This is a genomic window from Pseudomonas sp. LS-2, assembly GCF_003605735.1.
Taxonomy (GTDB): Bacteria; Pseudomonadota; Gammaproteobacteria; order Pseudomonadales; family Pseudomonadaceae; genus Aquipseudomonas.
On the sequence record NZ_QXTJ01000015.1, the window covers coordinates 327,496 to 347,140 of the forward strand.

A 19,645-nucleotide genomic window follows, 5' to 3' on the forward strand; every position below is an offset into this window, starting at 1 on the left:
GGAAGTTGGCGCGATCAGAGGATATTCGAGTAATCCGCCTCGATCCGGTCCAGGCTCAAATGATTGAGGAAGTTGGAGAAGCACATCCACGCCGACAACGCGTTCATGTCCCGGAACTGGTCAGGCAGGTATTTGGGTGGCACCACCAGCCCCTCGTCCACCAACTGCCGCAAGGTGCGCATGTCTTCGAGTGTGGTCTTGCCGCAGAACAGCAAAGGCACCTGCTCCAGCTTGCCCTTTCTCACGGCCAACTGAATGTAGTTGTAAACCATGATGAAGCCCTTGAGATAGGACAGATCCTTGGTGAACGGCAGCCCATTGGGCACCGAGCCACGGAAAACGCGACTCGCGTTGCCGTAACTTTCCGGCATGCCAAAGCCCTGCTCGCGATAGAACTCGAACACCTGCAGAAAATCGGCGCCCTCCTCGGCCATGTGAATGGCGCGAGTGCGATTGGTGAGTTTGCGCAGACGGCTTGGATAGGACGCGAAGCCGATGACCTCCATGAGAATCGCCAGACCTTCCTGGGTCACCGTGGACGAGGGCGGCCCTTTGGCGAGGAACGTGCAGATCGGCTGATTCTGACCGTTCAACGTGGTCCCGACGTGCACCAGACCTTCATGCACTTCGAGCGCGCGCACATCCCGCTCGTTGAACATCGCGTCACTGCGAATCTTGATGTAATCGGCGCCCGCCGCAGCGTCGGCGACGATTCCGTCGGACTCGAATACGCGGATCGTTTCTTCCGCCTCACCAAAGGTGCGATTGAGCCGGCTCTGCAGCATGGCGACGGCATCTTTGGCGTTCAGCGTCTTGGGCTCATCCTTGAGGTCTCCGCGCCCGGCGATGTTGTTCAGGTAGTCGGACAACATCAGACCCAGATCGGCCAGTGTCGGATCCCCCGCATGAAACGCATCGGATGCCGCGCCATACAGTTCCTGGGATATCAGCCCGAAGTCCGGCGTGCCCCGCGCCTCGAGCATGCGGATTACCATGCGGTATTCCTTGCACATGCGGCGCATGATCTGTCCAACGGGGTTGAATTGCCCCAACTGCCGGGTGATGTCGCGCTCGATGTTCTGGAACTCCAGCTTCAACGCCCCGGAGTCAAAGCCCAGCGGGCGACTCTCGTAATAGGCCCTGTCGACTTCAGGCATCTGCTTGCCCTTGGCGGCAAGGAAACTCTTGCGGATGCTGTCGTCCCACTTCACGGCGTCGAGTACGCGGATCGGCGTTTGCGCGAACACGATTCGGTCGGACAGCGCGCGAATGGTCTGCTGGTAATCGTCCACCCAGTACCCCTTTGATTAACCGGTAGCGCTACTTGGTCATGCGCTGATATTGAGCCGCCTTGAGAAAGACGTCGGAATTGGCGGTGTCGTCCAGATACGCGAACACCTTGTCCATGGAGGTGGTGATCAGCACGCCGTCACCCTTCTCGGTTTCAATCGGCTGACCGTCGAAGACCTTTTGCTCGACCAGTTGCTGGATGCGTTCAAGGTCCAGGTCGTAGACCTCCAGTTCGTCGGCGGCATTGTCGTTGTCCACCAGGTCGAAACCGGCGATCACGTAGTTGGCGCCGTACTTTTCCGGCAGTGCCGCTGACAGGTACCAGCGGCTGCCGTGACGGGAAACGGTGAAGGTGTATTCGTCGCGACTCTTGCGATCACCCTTGCGGTAGCTCACCGCCTTGTACTGATTGGCGCCGGCGCGACTGATCTCGAGCTCCAGCGGTTCGCCCCAGGCGTTCTTGCTGGTCCAGGTACCGAGCAGCTTGGGCGGCGCGGTATCGCTGGTAGGAATCGGATCCTTGAAAGTCACCAGGCATCCGCTTAACAGCGCGAACGACAAGGCGAGCAAGACGCTCCAGACTTTCATCGCTTCTCCTGAACGTGAGCCCTTGAACATCGAGCCCTGAAATTATGCGGTGCACACAGCCATCGGCCTGGCAGTACCCAGCACCAGATGCATCTGGCGAGTAAGAATAGCGAGCATTTCCTCGTCTGCTTCGGGGCGCGGCCCCTCCAGCAGCCCCTGATATTCCATCCGGCCGATAATCCCCGTCAACACTTGCGCATCCAGTTGCGGCTGGGCAGAGCCCATCACCTCGAGAAACTGGGCACTTCCCTGCAGCAGTATCTCTTGATGTGCACTGACCAAAGGCGCCAAGCGTGGGTTGATCAGTGCTTCGAGGCGGAACGCGTGCTCGGCGATCAACTGATCGCGACGGGTCTGCAGCTGATGGCGCACGTATTCCATGGTCATGCGTGCGATCTCATCGGCCAGACGCGCACGGGCTTCGGCGCTGCCATCGTTGCGCGCAACCATTTCCCTTAGCAGCGCTTCGGTGTTGGTCCACAACTTGGCCATATAAGCCGCACTGCGTTCGACGTATTGGGCGAAGGCATCGGTGAGCAAGTCATCGATGTCCTTGAAGTAATAGGTGGTGGCGGATAGCGGCACTTGCGCTTCGGCAGCCACGGCACGGTGACGCACAGCACGCACGCCATCGCGGATGAGGATGCGCATGGCAGCGTCGAGGATCTGCTGGCGGCGCTGTTCGCTTCCCTGTCGGCTCGCCTTGCGGCCTTGATACTGAACGCTCTGTGCGACTGCCGTGGCAAGGCCAGCGGCTCCCTTTTGAGGGATCATGCGGTTCACGACAGGTTTTCCTTTTCTTGAGTCATTGAATTGGGCGTAGCTCAGGGAATCTCGGTGCCTGCGCGGACGCTGTCGCGGACAAGCTCGCTCCTACAATAGACCGCGCGTCCCTGTAGGAGTGAGCTTGCTCGCGATAGCGGAGTGTCTGGCCATGCAGCGTTCTCTGGAAGACCGCTATCGCGAGCAAGCTCACTCCTACAGGTGTCGTCGGTGGCAACGGACAAAAAAAAGCCGCCCTGCTCAGGCGGCTTGTTTTGCATCATTTACGCTTGCGGCCGCATGTGCGGGAACAGGATGACGTCGCGGATCGACGGCGAATTGGTCAGCAGCATCACCAGACGGTCGATACCGATACCCTCGCCCGCTGTCGGCGGCATGCCGTATTCCAGCGCACGGACGAAGTCAGCGTCGTAGTGCATGGCTTCGTCGTCGCCGGCGTCCTTGTCGGCCACCTGAGCCATGAAGCGCTCGGCCTGGTCTTCCGCGTCGTTCAACTCGGAATAGGCGTTGGCGATTTCACGGCCACCGATGAACAGCTCGAAGCGGTCGGTGACGTTCGGGTTGTCGTCGTTGCGACGGGCCAGCGGCGACACTTCGAACGGGTACTGAGTAATGAAGTGCGGCTGCTCCAGCTTGTGCTCGACCAGTTCTTCGAAAATCATCACCTGCAGCTTGCCCAGACCTTCGAAGCCCAGCACCTTGGCGCCGGCTTTCTTGGCGATGGCGCGAGCCTTGTCGATGTCGTTCAGGTCCTCGGCGGTCAACTCAGGGTTGTACTTGAGGATCGAGTCGAACACCGACAGACGCGCGAACGGCTCACCGAAGTGGAACACCTTGTCGCCGTACGGCACGTCGGTGCTGCCCAGAACCAGCTGAGCCAGTTCGCGGAACAGCTCTTCGGTCAGGTCCATGTTGTCTTCGTAGTCGGCGTAAGCCTGGTAGAACTCCAACATGGTGAATTCAGGGTTGTGACGCGTCGAAACGCCTTCGTTACGGAAGTTGCGGTTGATCTCGAACACCTTCTCGAAACCGCCAACCACCAGACGCTTGAGGTAGAGCTCAGGCGCGATACGCAGGAACATTTCCATGTCCAGGGCGTTGTGGTGGGTTTCGAAAGGCTTGGCCGCCGCGCCGCCAGGAATGGTCTGCAGCATCGGGGTCTCGACTTCCAGGAAGTCACGCTTCATCAGGAAGCTGCGAATGTGCGCGATGACCTGGGAGCGCACGCGGAAAGTCTGACGCACATCTTCGTTGACGATCAGGTCTACGTAACGCTGACGATAACGCTGCTCGGTGTCGGTCAGGCCGTGGTGCTTGTCCGGCAGCGGACGCAGTGACTTGGTCAGCAGGCGCACGGAGGTCATCTCGACGTACAGGTCGCCCTTGCCGGAACGCGCCAGAGTACCTTCGGCGGCAATGATGTCGCCCATGTCCCAAGTCTTGACCGCGGCCAGGGTATCTTCAGACAGGGTCTTGCGGTTGACGTAGACCTGGATGCGACCGGTCATGTCCTGGATCACCATGAACGAACCACGGTTGAGCATGATGCGACCGGCAACCTTGACCGGAATCGCCGCCTCGGCCAGTTCTTCCTTGGTCTTGTCCGCATACTGCTTCTGCAGGTCGTTGCAGTAGTTCTCGCGGCGGAAGTCGTTCGGGAAGGCATTACCCTTGGCGCGCTCGGCAGCAAGCTTTTCCTTGCGCAAGGCGATCAGGGCGTTTTCTTCCTGTTGCTGGGCTTGCGGGTCGAGTTGTTGGTCGCTCATGTCTTTAGATTTTCCATCACAGGTTCGTTACCCCCGCCCAGCCTGAATCAGGCGACGGGGATCGCAGGCCGGCTGCGCCACGGTGACGCGCCGGCCGGCAACAGTGGTGTTGCGATTACAGCCCTTGTTTCAGGCTCGCGATCAGGTATTCGTCGAGGTCGCCGTCGAGCACTTTGTCGCAGTCGCTGCGTTCTACGCTGGTGCGCAGGTCCTTGATGCGCGAGGCATCGAGCACGTACGAGCGGATCTGGTGACCCCAGCCGATATCCGATTTGGTGTCCTCCAGCGCTTGCGAGGCCGCGTTGCGTTTCTGAACTTCCTGCTCGTACAAACGCGCCCGCAACATTTTCATCGCGGTGTCTTTGTTGGCGTGCTGGGAACGTTCGTTCTGGCAGCTGACCACGGTGTTGGTCGGTACGTGGGTGATACGTACTGCCGAGTCAGTGGTGTTTACGTGCTGACCACCGGCACCGGATGAACGATAGGTGTCGATGCGCAGGTCTGCCGGATTGATGTCGATTTCGATGTTGTCATCGATTTCCGGCGACACGAATACCGCGGAGAACGAGGTGTGGCGACGGTTGCCGGAGTCGAACGGGCTTTTGCGCACCAGGCGGTGCACGCCGATTTCGGTACGCAGCCAGCCGAAGGCGTATTCGCCCTTGATGTGCACGGTAGCGCCCTTGATACCGGCGACTTCACCGGCCGACAGCTCCATGATGGTCGCATCGAAGCCGCGTTTGTCGGCCCAGCGCAGGTACATGCGCAGCAGGATGTTGGCCCAGTCCTGCGCCTCGGTACCGCCGGAACCGGCCTGGATATCGAGGTAGGCGTTGTTTTGGTCCATCTCACCGCTGAACATGCGGCGGAATTCGAGTTTTTCCAGCGACTCGCGCAGGCGGTCGACTTCCGTGACGACATCGGCAACCGCGCCTTCGTCATCTTCTTCGACGGCCATGTCCAGCAAGTCTCTGGCGTCAGCCAGGCCGGAACTCATTTCATCGAGGGTGTCGACGATCTGCGCCAGCAGGGAGCGTTCACGGCCCAGTTCCTGGGCGTACGAAGGGTTGTTCCAGACAGCCGGATCTTCGAGCTCGCGGTTTACTTCGGTCAGACGATCATGTTTGTGATCGTAGTCAAAGATACCCCCGAATGGCTTCGGAGCGCTCGGACAGGTCCTTGATGCTGTTTAGGATCGGGTTGATTTCCATGGTGGGCAGCACTCGCAGGCGAAATTTTCAAAGCCGGCGAGTATACCCCAGCCATAGCGTCTGTGGCAGTCCGTTGGGCAGCGCTGGCCTGATCAGTTCACGGCCAGCCATCGGGGCAAGCGCCGCCCCTCGGGCGACTTCACGCATAGCGAATCGCGATTGACCCAATCGCGAATCAATATAGGGCATTACAACTGCGTTCCCATACTGAATCAAGGAGTCATTACCCACACATCACGACCAACGACATGGAGGTCACATGACACGCTTGCCAATGCTCATTCTCGCGGCACTCGCAGTTCTGTGCGCGTTAACCAATGTTCAAGCCGATACGAAAACCTGCAATTGCACCTGCCAGTGCGCCACGCCCTCGAATGCGCTCTCCGGCGCGGGCAGCGTCTTTGCCATACCCAAGCCTCCGCCGCCTGTTTTGGCCGAGGCTGTCAATAATGAGCTGGACCTGCAAACATTAGGCGCAGCGGACGCCACCATTGAAGTCACCTATCCGGAAATCGCCGACGGCCACACCATGGGCCTGTATTGGACCAGCGCCGTTCAGCAGTACCGCGCCCCTGTGCACACGGTCAAAGGCGGGGAAAAGACCGTGACATTCAAGATACCCAACGCCACGGTCGTCAAGGACCTCAACCTGTCGCCGGTAGTGACCGCCAGTGTTGGCGTAGCCAACGAGTCACTGGTGATCTCACAGCCACTGACGTTCAAGGTGGTCAGCGGCGCAGCGCCAGGGAAATACCCCCAACCTACGTTGCCCACTATCGGGGATAATCAAGTGGATATCGGCGCACTCACCGAAGATTTGAAGGTCAGTGTGCATTACCCCACCATGGCCCAGGGTCAGGTCGTCAAAGTTCTTTGGCGAGGGACGACCTCATACGATACGCCGCTGCGAATCTCTCCGGACGGCAACCCGCTCGAGTTCACGATTCCACAAGCGACTGTCGCAGCCAGCCTCGGCACACCCGTGAACCTGCGCTACGAAGTCACGCTTGATGGACAAGCGGGTGAGTCCTCTGACCCGGCACCGGTCAACGTTATCTTGAGAACGTTAGGCACCTCCCCTGTCGTCGCTGGCGCAGCGAACGGAGTCGTCGATTTGCGTAACCTGATGGGCAACGGCCTCAAAGTGACTTACACCTATCCCGGAATAGCGGCAGGGCATACGGTGGGCATCCGCTGGGTGGGCGACCCCGCTTATGACACACCGCATCCTGCGATCGGCGAGACCCCGCGTCCGCTGGAATTCACCATTCCTTACGACAAGGTCCGGCTGGAAAAAGACAAAACGGTCGCTGTCACCGCCAGCGTCGGGACAGGCGATGGGCATCTGGCCGTATCACCGGCGCTGTCGTTGGAAATCGTCGATACCCGGCCCAAAGGCGAAGAAATCGCCGACGACCTGAATCGCCGTTACAACGACACCGCAGCATCATGCGCCAATAACCAGCCGTCCTATTACTGCAATGGGGTCACCACTCGAGGAACGGTAAACGCAGCGTACGACCCATGGGATCCAAGCCCCACGCAGATCGGCAAAGGTTCGATTTCCTTCTCGCACTTGAGAAAAGACTCAAAAGTCTCGCTACCTGCACGAAACAGCGGTTTCGCCTTGTTTACTCAGGAGGAGGCAATTGCTCAAGGCAAACACTTCGAGTATCTGTGTTCATACCCTCATGATGCCTGGACCGATCTGGTGGGAAGGCCCGGGAATGGATGCGGACTTCAGCCAAGAGCCAACGAGGCGTTGATCAATGCGCTAACGGCTAATCCCGGATTGGCAGCCCGGCTCAAAGCCGATGATGCGTTGGTGGAAAGATTGACGAACAGCCAGGACCAAACCGGCCCGCTCGCCGCCGATCCGGAATTGGCGAAGCTGCTTGGCGCAACGCCTGACATAGGGGCTCTTCTCAGGGAAAACCAACGTAACGTCGAAACGTGGAAGGCTGCGCCCAGCCTCGTCGACATCAGCACCTGCGCCAGGGTAAACGCGGGTACCCTGGCAGGGTGGAACACGTACACCCGCAAACTGACACATCCGTCTCATCAGTGCTCGCTGAGTGCACAGGATGCGGCGCAGTTTGCGGTAAGTCTCAAAGCCCGCGAGTACCCGATGCCAGTGATGTACAGCACCTGGAACGAGCTGCTGATCAAAATCTGGCCCACTGGAGTTCCTGCACGGTTGCCACTGCAAGCTTTCTACTATTTGAATGCAACCGGTCTGCCTGAAGCCAAGGTTTATCAACAGAAATATGCTGCCAGAACGGGAGGGTTGTGGTTACCCGTCATCAAGCTCGATCCGGCGAAGTTCAATGGCAACCCCTTCAGCTACAGCGCCACGGACCAAGCCGTACAGCAACCATAAAACCGCAACACCGGGGCCGGACGCTAGTCCGGCCCTACCCCACCGCCACCTGATTGCGGCCATTGTGTTTGGCCGCATACAGGCCCTGATCCGCACTCTGAATCAACTGACGGCTGTGGCTGCCGACCGGAGGGACGATGGTCGCCAGGCCGATGCTTACCGTCAGGCTGGCGCCTTCGCTTGGGGCGATGTGCGGGATGTTCATGCTGGCAACGGTCTGGCGCAGTTTCTCCGCCAGCAGCCGTGCGCCACCCGGCGACGTATTGGGCAGCACCAGTGCGAACTCTTCGCCGCCGTATCGCGCCGGCAGATCCGAAGGACGACTGCTGCTGGCGCGAATGGCCTTGGCGACTTGGCGCAGGGCTTCATCGCCCTCCAGATGGCCGAAGTTGTCGTTGTAGGCCTTGAAGTAGTCGACGTCGATCATCATCAGCGACAGCTGGGTCTGCTCACGAATAGCGCGGCGCCATTCCAGTTCCAGGTACTCGTCGAAGTGCCGGCGATTGGACAGCCCGGTCAGGCCGTCGGAGTTCATCAGGCGCTGCAACACCAAGTTGGTGTCCAGCAACTGCTGCTGACTGACACGCAATGCGCGATAGGCTTCATCTCGCTGCAACAAGGTCATATAGGAACGCGAGTGGTAGCGAATGCGCGCGACCAGTTCGATGTTGTCCGGCAGTTTGACCAGGTAATCGTTGGCACCCGCCGCGAAGGCCGCGCTCTTGATCATCGGGTCCTCCTTGGTGGAGAGGACAATGATCGGGATGTCGCGAGTGATCGGGTTGTTGCGGTATTCGCGCACCAGCGTCAGACCGTCCAGACCGGGCATCACCAGGTCCTGCAGAATCACCGTCGGCTTGATCTGGATCGCCTGGGCGATGGCCTGATGAGGGTCGGCGCAAAAGTGAAAATCAATGTTTTCCTCATTCGCCAGCCCGCGCCGGACTGCCTCGCCAATCATCGCCTGATCGTCGACCAGCAACACCATGGCAGCGTTTTCATCCGTGGCGTTCAAATCGTCCAGCTGCAAATCATGCATTCAGGTTCTCCTGGTCACAGGCGGGCTGTGAAATCACCTGGAAATTCATTGGGTGAAAACCTCTATGAGTCGAGGTGCAATCGTGTCCAGCGAGCGAATTTCCACGGCGGCGTCGATAGCGGCGGCCGCTTTGGGCATACCGTACACCGCGCAGCTTTGCTGGTTCTGGGCAATGGTGAGGAAACCCCGCTGGCGCATCAGCTTGAGTCCCTGTGCGCCATCGCGCCCCATCCCCGTCAACAGAACGCCCACTGCATCACCGCTCCAATAGCTGGCCACGCTCTCGAAGAACACATCGATAGAAGGCCTGTAAATTTCGTTCACTGGCTCGGCGGTATACGCCAGGGTGCCGTTCTTCATCAGACGAATATGATGATTGGTCCCCGCCAGCAGTACGGCCCCGCTTTGCGGCGGCTCGCCGTCACGGGCCAGTCGAACGTCCAGGCCCGAAGAACTGCTCAACCACTGCGCCATCCCGGCGGCAAACACTTGATCCACGTGCTGAACCAGCACGATGGCTGCCGAGAAATGCTTCGGCAACCCCTTGAGCAGCACTTCCAGCGCTGCCGGGCCACCTGCGGACGAACCGATGGCGACCAGTCCCTGACGCTGGGCGGCTTCGCGCAACGGCGGCGGCGCAGGGCGCACGCGACTGTCACGCTGACCAATGAGCCAGCCTATATTAAGTATCTTGCGTAACAAAGGTGCGGCAGCATCCTTGGGGTCGCCGGCGCCAATGGCCGGCGTGTCCACGACGTCCAGCGCACCGTGGCCCATGGCCTCGAACACCCGATGCACGTTCTGCTCGCGATCCACCGTCACAATCACGATGGCGCACGGCGTGGCGGCCATGATACGTCGAGTGGCCTCCACCCCGTCCATCACCGGCATGATCAAATCCATCAGGATCAGGTCCGGCGTGAGTTCGGCGCAGCGTTGCACCGCCTCCAGGCCGTCGCTCGCCACCCACATCACCTGATGCGCGGGCTCGAAAGCCAGTGCACGACGCAATGCTTCGACTGCCATGGGCATGTCGTTGACGATGGCGATCTTCATCCTTGCGCATCTCCTATCAACTCAACGACCGCGTCGAGCAACGCATCGTCATGGAAACTGGCCTTGGCCAGATAATAGTCGGCGCCCGCATCCAGCCCCCGGCGACGGTCTTCTTCGCGATCCTTGTACGACACCACCATCACCGGCAGAGACTGCAGACGACTGTCGCGACGCAACAGAGTCACCAGTTCGATACCGTCCATGCGCGGCATGTCGATGTCGGTGATCAGCAAATCGAAGTCCTCGGCACGCAGCGCGTTCCAGCCGTCCATGCCGTCCACCGCCACCGCCACTTCGTAGCCACGGGAGAGCAGCAACTTGCGTTCCAGTTCGCGTACGGTCAATGAGTCGTCGACCACCAGAACCCGTTTGCGGGCCTGGCTGTCCATCTGACGATTGCGCCGATCGATACGTTCCAGACGCCCCGTATTGAGCAGCTTCTCCACCGATCGCAGCATGTCTTCGACATCGATGATCAACACCGCCGAGCCGTCGTCGAGCAGCGCACCGGCGGAGATATCCTGAACCTTGCCCAGACGCGGGTCCAGCGGCAGCACCACCAGCGTCCGCTCGCCGATGAAACGCTCCACCGCGACGCCGTAAACAGCGTCTTTCTCGCGAATGACCACGACCTTGAGCACATCCTCGCCGCTCTGGCTGGCCGGACGATTGAGCAACTGACTGGCCGCTACCAACCCGACGTGCCGCTCTTCATGCCAGAAGTGCTGACGCCCTTCCAGTTGCACGATCTCGTCGGCCTGCACGTCGCGCATCCGTTCGATGTGCGCCAGCGGGAAGGCATAGGCCTCGCCGCCCACTTCCACCACCAGGCTGCGCACCACCGACAGGGTCAGCGGCACCTCGATGTGGAAACGACTGCCAAGACCTGCTTGCTGCATAAGCTCGACGCCGCCGCGCAGTTGTCGAACCATATGCTGCACCGCATCCAGCCCCACGCCTCGACCGGACACTTCGGTGACTGTGTCGCGCATGCTGAAGCCGGGCAGGAACAAGAAGCTCAACAGCTCTTCCTCGCTCAACTGCGCCGCTGTTTCTTCCGGGGACAATTTGCGCGCGATGATGCTGCGACGCAGACGCTCGAGATCGACACCGGCGCCGTCGTCGACCAGCCCCACCACCAGCAAACCTGCCTGGTGTGTCGCTTTGAGCTGAATCATGCCTTCTGCCGGCTTGCCCGCAGCGATTCGCTGCTCGGGGGATTCAATGCCGTGATCGACGGCGTTGCGCAGCAAATGCGTGAGCGGTGCTTCGAGTTTTTCCAGAACGTCGCGATCGACCTGGGTCTTCTCGCCTTCGATTTCGAGCCGCACTTGCTTGCCCAGCGAACGCCCGAGATCGCGCACCATGCGCGCCTGCCCTGACAGCACATCGGCGAACGGGCGCATGCGACAGGCCAGGGCCGTGTCATACAGCAACTGCGCCCGCTGGCTGGCCTGCCAACCGAACTCGTCCAGATCCGAGGTCTGCTGAATCACCAGCTGCTGAGCCTCGCTCAACAGGCGGCGGGCTTCCTCTAGAGCTTTTTGCGCATCAGGATCGACGTTGCTGTCGAGCAACGCTTCAAGATTGTCCAGCGCCCGGCTGGCGCCGCTCTGGGAACGCTTGACCCGCTGCATGGCGGTCAGATAAGGCTTCAGGCGCTGGGTCTCGACCAGCGATTTACTCGACAGGTCCAACAGGTTGTTCAGACGCTCGGCGGTGACCCGCAACACCCGTTCACCGCCTTCGGCCACACGACGTTCCTGTCGGGGCTCGGGCTTGGGCGCTGGCGCATCTTCATTTTCGGCGGACGCTGGCGGCGTTGTCGGTGGCACGGGCAATAACAGGTCAGCCGGAAATGGCTGTTCGGCCAGGGATGTGCTGCCCGCTGCGGGGCCGAGCGCGGACTGCACCGACTCCACCAATGACTGCGCGTTGGCCAGCAACAGGTCATCCATGGACGGTGCCAGATTCGGCGCCGCTGCGGCAGGTCGGGCGCCGGGCTTGATCAGGTCATTCATCAACGCGACGTAGCCGTCGACATCCCCCTGCCCCACGCTGCTCGCGCCCGGCGTGGCAATGCGCATGAGCATGTCGGTGCCCATCAGCAGCGCGTCGATGTGCTCGGGTTTGAGGTGCAGACGGCCCTCTTGGGCCTCGACCAGACAGTCTTCCATGACATGGGACACGCTGACGCCCGCGTCGACTCCGACGATGCGCGCTGCGCCCTTGAGCGAATGGGCGGCGCGCATGCAGGCTTCCAGTTGGTCGGCTTGCGTCGGATTGCGTTCGAGCGCCAATAAACCCGCGCTCAGCACTTGGGTCTGCGCTTCGGCCTCCAGCGTGAAGAGTTCGAACAACGAGGCGTCGCGCATCTGATCGGGCGTCATGTCAGGCTCCGGTTGACCGCGGACAACAGTTGTTCTTCATCGAGCAAACGCAGGCTGCGATTTTTCCATTGCACCACGCCTCGAGTGAACCGGGCGTTGGTGTTCTGCGCGGGTATGGACGCTGCGTCCAGCAAGCGCGCTTCGATGGCATGGATGCCGTCCACTTCATCCACCGGCACTACCACCGGCCCACCTTCGGCGGAGACAATCAACATGCGCGCGATGACGCGCGCGGCGCTGGCCGGCGCAACACTGGCGTCCAGCCCCAGCAGTTCGACGAACGACAGGCAAGCCACCAGCGCACCACGCACGTTGGCCACCCCGAGCAGCGCACGGGATCGCTGATGAGGCAGGGAGTGAATGGCTTGAAGCGGCGACACCTCGACCAGACAACGGGTGGGCAAGCCAAGCCACTCCTCGCCGAGCCGGAACACCACGATCGAGCGGGTCTTGACGTCGTTTGCCAGCTCCTCACTCTGCACCGAGACTCGCTGCTCCTGAGCCAGTGCGTAGCGGTCCAGCAAGCGCGTGGCCGCGGCCGAGTAAACCGAGCAGTTGCGACAGTGGATGTGCTCGACCAGCAACGGGCACGACCGGTCGCCATGGATGCCGATGCGGTTCCAGCAATCGTCGATGGCTTGGGCATCGCTGCTCACCCAATCACTGTGTACGCCGGTCATCGATTACGTCCTTCTTTGTTCACCCGAGCAGGGCGTTCCTGCAAACGGCGGGCACCGGCGCTGTCACCTTGAGCCGCCAGCAAAGCGGCCAGTTGCGCCAGCGCTTCGGGATGTTGCGGCTGCAGGTACAACGCCTTGCGGTAGAAACCTTGGGCCGCCGCGACATCGCCCCCGACCTCGGCCAGCAAACCTTGCCAGTAGAACACTGAGGCCACCGGCTCATGGTGCTTGAGGTATTTCTCACACGCAGCTTTCGCCTCGACGCTGTTGCCCTCGTTGGCCAGGCGCTTGATGCTTTCCAGCAGTGTCGCGGCTTCTCCCGCCGCAGGCGACGGCGGTAGCGCAGCGCGGGTTGCCGGCGGCAACGGGGCGAACGGGCGAACGCTGCTTCTGGGGCGAAGACCGGGTGAAGGCATCGGCCGGGCGCCCGGCAGCGGCTCGGCGGGTAATGGTCTGGGTGTCGGCGCTGTCATCACGACAGACAGAGGCTCGAGCGGCTGTTCGGCGCGGTGCCTGAAGGCGAATGACTGAGCGATCCCGATGGAGGCCATGCCCATGCGCCCCAGCAGGCTGCCTTCAGCGGGCCCGATAAACAGCACGCCGTCATCGCGGGTCATGCGCTTGAGTGCTTCGAAACCGCGTTTCTGGGTCTCGACATCGAAGTAAATCAGTAGATTGCGACAGAACACGAAATCGTAAGCGGACTGGGCCACGGGCAAGGTCGGATCGAGCAGGTTGCCGGCCTGGAAACCGACCCGTTCGCGCACCCGGTCCTCGACGCGATAGCCCTCGGTGACCTGGCTGAAGTGCCGCTCGCGAAACCCGAGATCGGCCCCGCGAAACGAGTTCTTGCCATATACACCGTTGCGCGCACGCTGGAGCGACAGCGGACTGATGTCTACGGCTTCGACCTTGAACTGCTGCGGCTGCAAGCCCGCGTCGAACAAGGCCATGGCGATCGAATAGGGCTCTTCGCCGGTGGAGCACGGGAGGCTGAGAATGCGCAGCGGGCGTACGCCATTGAGCTGCGCCAGACGCGCCGTTGCCAGTTTGCCAAGGGTGACGAAGGACTCCGGGTAGCGGAAGAACCAGGTCTCGGGCACGATCACGGCCTCGATCAGCGCTTGCTGCTCGTCAGGCGATCCCAGCAGCAATTGCCAATAGGCATCGTGATCGGCGGACTTGGACAGGGTGCAGCGCTGACGGACAGCACGCTCGATGATGGCCGCGCCCACCGACGCCACATCAAGACCGATGCGGTTTTTCAGGAATGCAAAAAAACGCGCGTCGTCGCTCATGACGTCGCCTCAAATGTCTCGAGGCTCAATGGCTTTTCCGGGAACAGCAGTTCGCGCACCGAATCGTTGAGCAGGTCCTGGACCCGGATCCACTGCAGCAGGCCCAGTTCGTCTTCGCGCACCGGCCCCAGGTACGGCGCGGCGCGGTTATTGAGTCCGTATTCCTTGAACTCGCTCGGTGCGCAACGCAGGGTGTCGGTGGCCTGTTCGAGAATCAGCCCGAGCCATTGCGGCGCTCGGGCGGCACTGGCTCTGTAATGCACCAGCACCAGTCGCGTGCTGGTGCGGGCCTGGGCAACCTGGCCGAAGGTCAAGGCGCTGAGGTCGATGACCGGCACGACAACCCCGCGATGGGCGAAAACGCCCGCCACCCAATGCGGTGCATGGGCGATAGGTTTGAGCAGCAACCGGGGCAGCACTTCAGCGACTTCCGTTGCCTCCAGCGCATAGCGCTCCGTTCCAATCCGGAACAGCAAAAACAGTTTGTTCTTCGGCACCAACGTGGCGCTGCGTTTGGCTGAATGCTCGATCATGGCCCTGACTCAGACCTTGAAGCGCGAAACGCCACCGCGCAGTCCCACTGCCACCTGACTCAGCTCATCGATGGCGAAACTGGCCTGACGCAGGGATTCCACGGTCTGACTGCTGGCGTCGCCCAGTTGCACCAGCGCCTGGTTGATCTGCTCGGCACCGGTAGCCTGGGCCTGCATGCCTTCGTTGACCATCAGCACCCGTGGCGCCAGCGCCTGAACCTGATGAATGATCTGCGAAAGCTGCTCGCCCACCTGGGTCACCTCGAACATGCCGCGACGCACTTCTTCGGAGAACTTGTCCATGCCCATCACACCCGCCGACACCGCCGACTGGATCTCGCGAACCATCTGCTCGATGTCGTAGGTGGCGACGGCGGTCTGATCGGCCAGGCGCCGCACTTCGGTGGCAACCACGGCAAAACCACGGCCGTATTCACCGGCTTTTTCTGCCTCGATGGCAGCGTTCAGGGACAGCAGATTGGTCTGGTCGGCGACCTTGACGATGGTCACCACCACCTGATTGATGTTACCGGCCTTCTCGTTGAGGATCGCCAGCTTGGAGTTGACCAGATCGGCAGCACCCATCACCGAATGCATGGTGTCTTCCATGCGCGCCAACCCCTGCTGGCCGGAACCGGCAAGCACCGACGCCTGATCGGCGGCAGAGGTGACTTCGCTCATGGTGCGCACCAGGTCGCGTGAGGTCGCGGCGATTTCCCGCGAGGTGGCACCGATTTCCGTGGTGGTCGCGGCGGTTTCGGTGGCTGTGGCCTGTTGCTGTTTGGACGTCGCGGCGATCTCGGTCACCGAAGTCGTGACTTGAACCGAGGATCGCTGAGCCTGAGACACCAGCGCGGCAAGCTCGGTGACCATGTCGTTGAAGCCGGTCTGCACCGTGCCGAATTCGTCATTGCGATCCAGCGTCAGGCGGCTGCTCAAGTCACCGGTACGCATGGTTTCAAGGATTCTCACGATACGGTTCATCGGCGCCAGGATCGTGCGCATCAACAGCAGGCCGCAGGCAGCGGCGGCAAGAATGGCGACAATCAGCGAGATGCCAAGGGTGATCTTGGCGCTGGAGACGGCCGTATGAATGGCGTCGGAGGCGCGGTCGGCGATGACTTTGTTCTTGGTGCTCAAGGCGTTGAGGGTTTTACGGCCCTCGAACCACACCGGCGTGACCTGCTCGGCGAAGATACGCTTGGCCAGCGGAAAATTGTCGCCTTGATAAGCCGCCAATACACCGTTGAGGACCAGTTGATAACGCTCGCGCAATTGCAGGAACTGAGTGAAATCCTGGCGATCGGACTCCTCGTAAATGCTTTTCTCGTAGCTGGCGATCTGCGCCTGGAGCCGGTCCTCGAACTCTTTGTACTGGTCTTCTTCGGCGTTGGTCAGGCTTCGCCCTTCACCTTCGGCGAGCAATTGCTGGGTCCGCAGGTAGGTTTCGACCCACGCAGCTCGCACGGTGCTGCTGTAGTACACGCCGGGTAGTGCATCGAGCCGTACTTCGTCACTGCTTTTCTCGATGACCAGCAACCGATTGAAAGCGACAACCACCATCAGCAGCATGATGGCGATGATTACAGCGAAGCTCGCCAAAATACGTTGACGCAATGTCCAGTTCTTCACAGTCAGCCCTCAAGAGTTCAACACCGGCAATACCGGGTTCAAGAAGCGGACCGACAGACGGCCCGAAGCGAGCGGAGTATAGCCTAGTGCCTTACCAATTAATCTGGCTGTTTCCGACATAGATAACGCGATAACGCGCAGATATATCAGAAATATCTGACACGTTATCGGCATCTGGGAAGATTGCTTGATGGGCGAGGAATTCAAAGAATTCGACTCGGTATGGGAAAAGCCTCACAGGCGAAAGCGGTGGGTGAGTCGTCATCGCGGTATCGGGTCCACCGCGTTCGCCAGCTAGCCCCCCCCACCAGTACGACCTATGGTCAGAAATTGCAGCATCTGACCCAGGCTGATCACTGCACCTGCCGTACCTGATTCTCCAGCTCCTGCTTCAGGCCCGGTTCGATCTTCAGTTGTTTTGCCAGCTCATCCAGATAGGCGCGCTCCATGAAGTGCTCTTCGTCGACCATCATTACACTGGCCAGGTACATTTCGGCGGCAATTTCCGGGGTGCGTGCGGATCGAGCAACCTCGGCGGGGTCCAGCGGTTTGTTCAGCTCGATATGCAGCCATTGCTGCAAGTCCTGATCGCCTGTCAGACGGGTGAACTCGCCTTCTATCAGTTGGCGTTCGCTGACATCGACATGTCCGTCCGCTTTCGCTGCTGCCACCAAGGCTCGCAGAATCGCTTCGCTGTGCAGCTCGACCTGCGCCGGGGGAACGCGGTCGACGGTCTGCGGCTCAGTCTGTGGCGCCTCCCCCTTGTATGCCTGCCAGTTACCGTAGGCCTTGTACGCCAGCACGCCCAGTGCTGCCAGCCCGCCGTAAGTCAGCGCCTTGCCGCCAATCTTTCGCGCACTTTTATTGCCCAGCAGTAACCCCATGGCGCCCGCTGCCAGTGCGCCGCCGCCGGCCCCTGAAAGGAAACCACCGAGNGCTTTGTGCCGCATTACCTTGAGAGCCTGATTGCCCTGCTCCGCCAGTCTTGCTCTGCAGCAGGTCCTGACCGGATTTAAGTAATTGATCGAGCAAGCCACGGGTATTCATTGGGAAAACTCCTGAGAACGGGATAAACGATCCGACCCGCAGGTTAAGACGAAGTCCTCCCGACCACTTTTCAGGTGTGCTTCCAGATGTTGCGGCGCCGATCATGGGTCCTCGCAGACCATCGAGAAAAACGATATACGCTCACCTGATTCTAGCAAACCGAGCGAGTGGATCCGGTTGCACGGGAACAACCGCACCCAGGGCGCGGGCCATCGATTAATCGAATGCTGCGTTGAGCATTTAGAATTTGTCGATAACTGGGTGTGGCACTAGGCTCTGAGGCGAAAGAAGCACGCTTTACCAGATCACCGTTCGAAACTGCCCCGATCATAATTTGAAAAAGAGGGAACCCCACCATGTCAGTACAAAAGACCGCGCTCCTGAGCGCCGTGATCACCGCGTTGTTTGCCAGCGGCACCTTGCAGGCGGCCGAAACGCTGAAGGCTGTGGGCGATGGCGAAGGCCAGCTGGATATCGTGGCATGGCCGGGCTACATCGAACGGGGCGAAAGCGACAAGGCGTATGACTGGGTCACCGGCTTCGAAAAGGAGACCGGCTGCAAGGTCAACGTCAAGACAGCAGCCACCTCCGACGAGATGGTCAGTCTGATGACCAAGGGTGGTTATGACCTGGTGACGGCGTCCGGCGACGCATCGCTGCGTCTGGTGGCAGGTAAGCGTGTGCAGCCGATCAACACCGATCTGATCCCCAACTGGAAAACCCTCGACCCTCGCCTCAAGGACGGCCCTTGGTACACGGTGAACAAGCAGACTTACGGCACGCCCTATCAGTGGGGTCCGAACGTGTTGATGTACAACACCAACGTGTTCAAGACGCCGCCCGTGAGCTGGAGCGTGGTGTTCGAGCCGCAGGACCTGCCGGACGGCAAGCCGAACAAGGGCCGCGTGCAGGCCTATGATGGCCCGATCTACATCGCCGACGCAGCGCTTTATCTGAAGACCGCCAAGCCTGAACTGAAGATCGAAGATCCTTACCAGCTCACCGAAACCCAGTACCAGGCCGTGCTCGATCTGTTGCGCGCTCAGCATCCTCTCGTGCACCGCTACTGGCATGACGCGACCGTGCAGATGAGCGACGTGAAAAACGAAGGTGTCGCCGCGTCCAGTTCGTGGGGTTACATGGTCAACGGCCTGGTCGCCGACAAACAGCCCGTAGCGTCGACCATCCCGCAGGAAGGCGCGACCGGGTGGGCCGACACCACCATGCTGCACGCCGACGCCAAGCACCCCAACTGCGCCTACAAGTGGATGGACTGGTCGCTGCAACCGAAAGTCCAGGGCGACGTAGCCGCCTGGTTCGGTTCGCTGCCCGTTGTGCCCCAAGCCTGCAAATCCAGTGATCTGCTGGGTGCCGAGGGTTGCGCCACCAACGGTTTCGACCTGTTCGACAAGATCGCTTTCTGGAAAACCCCACAGGCCGAGGGCGGCAAGTACGTGCCGTACAGCCGCTGGACCCAGGACTACATCGCGATCATGGGTGGGCGTTAAGGCCTTCCGGGGTTCCGCATAACCCGTAGGAGCGCGCTTGCCCGCGATGGCGGTGTGTCAAGCACAGCCAAAGTCACAGACGGATCGCCATCGCGGGCAAGCGCGCTCCTACCGGGACTTCCTACATCTGAGTTGTGCATTCAGCGTCACCCGGCGAGCCCGCTGCGACGGCGTTCGCTTTCAAATGAGGTTTTCACCATGACCCTTGCAGTCCAGTTCACCCACGTTTCCCGCCAGTTCGGCGAAGTGAAGGCCGTCGACCGGGTTTCCATCGACATCAAGGACGGCGAGTTCTTTTCCATGCTCGGCCCTTCGGGTTCGGGCAAGACCACTTGCCTGCGCCTGATCGCGGGCTTCGAGCAACCCAGCGCTGGTTCGATCCGCATTCATGGCGAAGAAGCCGCTGGCCTGCCGCCGTATCCGCGCGATGTGAACACCGTGTTC

General features: G+C 60.6%; 15 protein-coding genes and 3 pseudogenes. 3 read left to right on the forward strand and 15 right to left on the reverse strand.

Features of this window, described 5'->3' with window-relative positions; all coding sequences use genetic code 11:
* Positions 1–14 precede the first annotated feature (14 nt).
* The 5 genes from D3M70_RS09825 to prfB form a co-directional block, all read right to left on the reverse strand.
* Positions 15–1,292: a flavohemoglobin expression-modulating QEGLA motif protein gene (locus tag D3M70_RS09825; protein ID WP_120125571.1), complete on the reverse strand. Its 1,278-nt coding sequence runs from the start codon at positions 1,290–1,292 to the stop codon at positions 15–17.
* Between the two features lie 28 nt (positions 1,293–1,320).
* Positions 1,321–1,878 carry a hypothetical protein gene (locus D3M70_RS09830; protein WP_120125572.1) on the reverse strand — a complete coding sequence of 186 codons (558 nt, stop codon included), beginning with the start codon at positions 1,876–1,878 and terminating at the stop codon, positions 1,321–1,323.
* A 42-nt stretch (positions 1,879–1,920) separates the two neighbouring features.
* Positions 1,921–2,652 carry a TetR/AcrR family transcriptional regulator gene (locus D3M70_RS09835; protein ID WP_120125734.1) on the reverse strand — a complete coding sequence of 244 codons (732 nt, stop codon included), beginning with the start codon at positions 2,650–2,652 and terminating at the stop codon, positions 1,921–1,923.
* A gap of 272 nt (positions 2,653–2,924) precedes the next feature.
* A complete protein-coding gene (gene lysS, locus D3M70_RS09840; RefSeq protein WP_120125573.1) occupies positions 2,925–4,427 on the reverse strand; it encodes a lysine--tRNA ligase in 1,503 nt (500 codons plus the stop codon).
* A 115-nt stretch (positions 4,428–4,542) separates the two neighbouring features.
* A protein-coding gene (gene prfB, locus D3M70_RS09845) for a peptide chain release factor 2 (protein ID WP_120125574.1) occupies positions 4,543–5,638 on the reverse strand; the annotation gives its coding sequence in 2 pieces (ribosomal slippage) (positions 4,543–5,565 and positions 5,567–5,638; 1,095 coding nt in all).
* A 259-nt stretch (positions 5,639–5,897) separates the two neighbouring features.
* Between prfB and D3M70_RS09850 the strand changes: the two genes are divergently transcribed.
* Positions 5,898–8,018 (forward strand): hypothetical protein, encoded by a 2,121-nt coding sequence (locus D3M70_RS09850; RefSeq protein WP_120125575.1) that lies wholly within the window; start codon positions 5,898–5,900, stop codon positions 8,016–8,018.
* Positions 8,019–8,052: 34 nt separating this feature from the next.
* Here D3M70_RS09850 and D3M70_RS09855 read toward each other — a convergent pair whose 3' ends face one another.
* The 10 genes and pseudogenes from D3M70_RS09855 to D3M70_RS32985 all read right to left on the reverse strand — a co-directional run.
* A complete protein-coding gene (locus D3M70_RS09855) occupies positions 8,053–9,057 on the reverse strand; it encodes a PleD family two-component system response regulator (RefSeq protein WP_120125576.1) in 1,005 nt (334 codons plus the stop codon).
* A 45-nt stretch (positions 9,058–9,102) separates the two neighbouring features.
* Complete coding sequence (locus tag D3M70_RS09860; protein ID WP_120125577.1) at positions 9,103–10,113, reverse strand: chemotaxis response regulator protein-glutamate methylesterase; 1,011 nt, start codon at positions 10,111–10,113, stop codon at positions 9,103–9,105.
* A pseudogene (locus tag D3M70_RS09865) lies at positions 10,110–11,945 on the reverse strand (hybrid sensor histidine kinase/response regulator); the annotation flags it as partial. The pseudogene D3M70_RS09865 and the gene D3M70_RS09860, both read right to left, overlap by 4 nt.
* A gap of 182 nt (positions 11,946–12,127) precedes the next feature.
* Positions 12,128–12,503 (reverse strand): annotated as a pseudogene (locus D3M70_RS34130) (Hpt domain-containing protein); the annotation flags it as partial.
* On the reverse strand, positions 12,500–13,183 hold the full coding sequence (locus D3M70_RS09870) for a chemotaxis protein CheW (protein WP_120125579.1): 684 nt from the start codon (positions 13,181–13,183) through the stop codon (positions 12,500–12,502). The gene D3M70_RS09870 and the pseudogene D3M70_RS34130, both read right to left, overlap by 4 nt.
* A complete protein-coding gene (locus tag D3M70_RS09875) occupies positions 13,180–14,481 on the reverse strand; it encodes a protein-glutamate O-methyltransferase CheR (protein WP_120125580.1) in 1,302 nt (433 codons plus the stop codon). The genes D3M70_RS09870 and D3M70_RS09875 overlap by 4 nt, the downstream gene beginning before the upstream one ends.
* Positions 14,478–15,014: a chemotaxis protein CheW gene (locus D3M70_RS09880; RefSeq protein WP_120125581.1), complete on the reverse strand. Its 537-nt coding sequence runs from the start codon at positions 15,012–15,014 to the stop codon at positions 14,478–14,480. The genes D3M70_RS09875 and D3M70_RS09880 overlap by 4 nt, the downstream gene beginning before the upstream one ends.
* 9 nt (positions 15,015–15,023) lie before the next feature.
* Positions 15,024–16,646, reverse strand: coding sequence for a methyl-accepting chemotaxis protein (locus D3M70_RS09885; protein WP_120125582.1), 1,623 nt, complete (start codon positions 16,644–16,646; stop codon positions 15,024–15,026).
* Positions 16,647–16,999: 353 nt separating this feature from the next.
* Positions 17,000–17,581, reverse strand: a 582-nt coding sequence (locus D3M70_RS09890) for a tellurite resistance TerB family protein (protein ID WP_256659784.1), incomplete at its 5' end; no start/stop codon positions are given.
* Between the two features lies 1 nt (position 17,582).
* Positions 17,583–17,693 (reverse strand): annotated as a pseudogene (locus tag D3M70_RS32985) (DUF533 domain-containing protein); the annotation flags it as partial.
* 356 nt (positions 17,694–18,049) lie between these two features.
* Between D3M70_RS32985 and ydcS the strand changes: the two are divergent.
* Complete coding sequence (gene ydcS / locus D3M70_RS09895; protein WP_120125583.1) at positions 18,050–19,201, forward strand: putative ABC transporter substrate-binding protein YdcS; 1,152 nt, start codon at positions 18,050–18,052, stop codon at positions 19,199–19,201.
* 198 nt (positions 19,202–19,399) lie between these two features.
* The coding region (locus tag D3M70_RS32990) for an ATP-binding cassette domain-containing protein (protein WP_256659785.1) at positions 19,400–19,645 on the forward strand (246 nt) is incomplete at its 3' end.

What these genes read in the sequence shown, in the direction of transcription:
- D3M70_RS09830 (WP_120125572.1), bottom strand. Translation starts at nt 1,878, where the DNA reads ATGAAAGTCTGGAGCGTCTTGCTCGCCTTGTCGTTCGCGCTGTTAAGC.
- D3M70_RS09835 (WP_120125734.1), bottom strand. Translation starts at nt 2,652, where the DNA reads ATGATCCCTCAAAAGGGAGCCGCTGGCCTTGCCACGGCAGTCGCACAG.
- lysS (WP_120125573.1), bottom strand. Translation starts at nt 4,427, where the DNA reads ATGAGCGACCAACAACTCGACCCGCAAGCCCAGCAACAGGAAGAAAAC.
- D3M70_RS09850 (WP_120125575.1), top strand. Translation starts at nt 5,898, where the DNA reads ATGACACGCTTGCCAATGCTCATTCTCGCGGCACTCGCAGTTCTGTGC.
- D3M70_RS09855 (WP_120125576.1), bottom strand. Translation starts at nt 9,057, where the DNA reads ATGCATGATTTGCAGCTGGACGATTTGAACGCCACGGATGAAAACGCT.
- D3M70_RS09860 (WP_120125577.1), bottom strand. Translation starts at nt 10,113, where the DNA reads ATGAAGATCGCCATCGTCAACGACATGCCCATGGCAGTCGAAGCATTG.
- D3M70_RS09870 (WP_120125579.1), bottom strand. Translation starts at nt 13,183, where the DNA reads ATGACCGGCGTACACAGTGATTGGGTGAGCAGCGATGCCCAAGCCATC.
- D3M70_RS09875 (WP_120125580.1), bottom strand. Translation starts at nt 14,481, where the DNA reads ATGAGCGACGACGCGCGTTTTTTTGCATTCCTGAAAAACCGCATCGGT.
- D3M70_RS09880 (WP_120125581.1), bottom strand. Translation starts at nt 15,014, where the DNA reads ATGATCGAGCATTCAGCCAAACGCAGCGCCACGTTGGTGCCGAAGAAC.
- ydcS (WP_120125583.1), top strand. Translation starts at nt 18,050, where the DNA reads ATGTCAGTACAAAAGACCGCGCTCCTGAGCGCCGTGATCACCGCGTTG.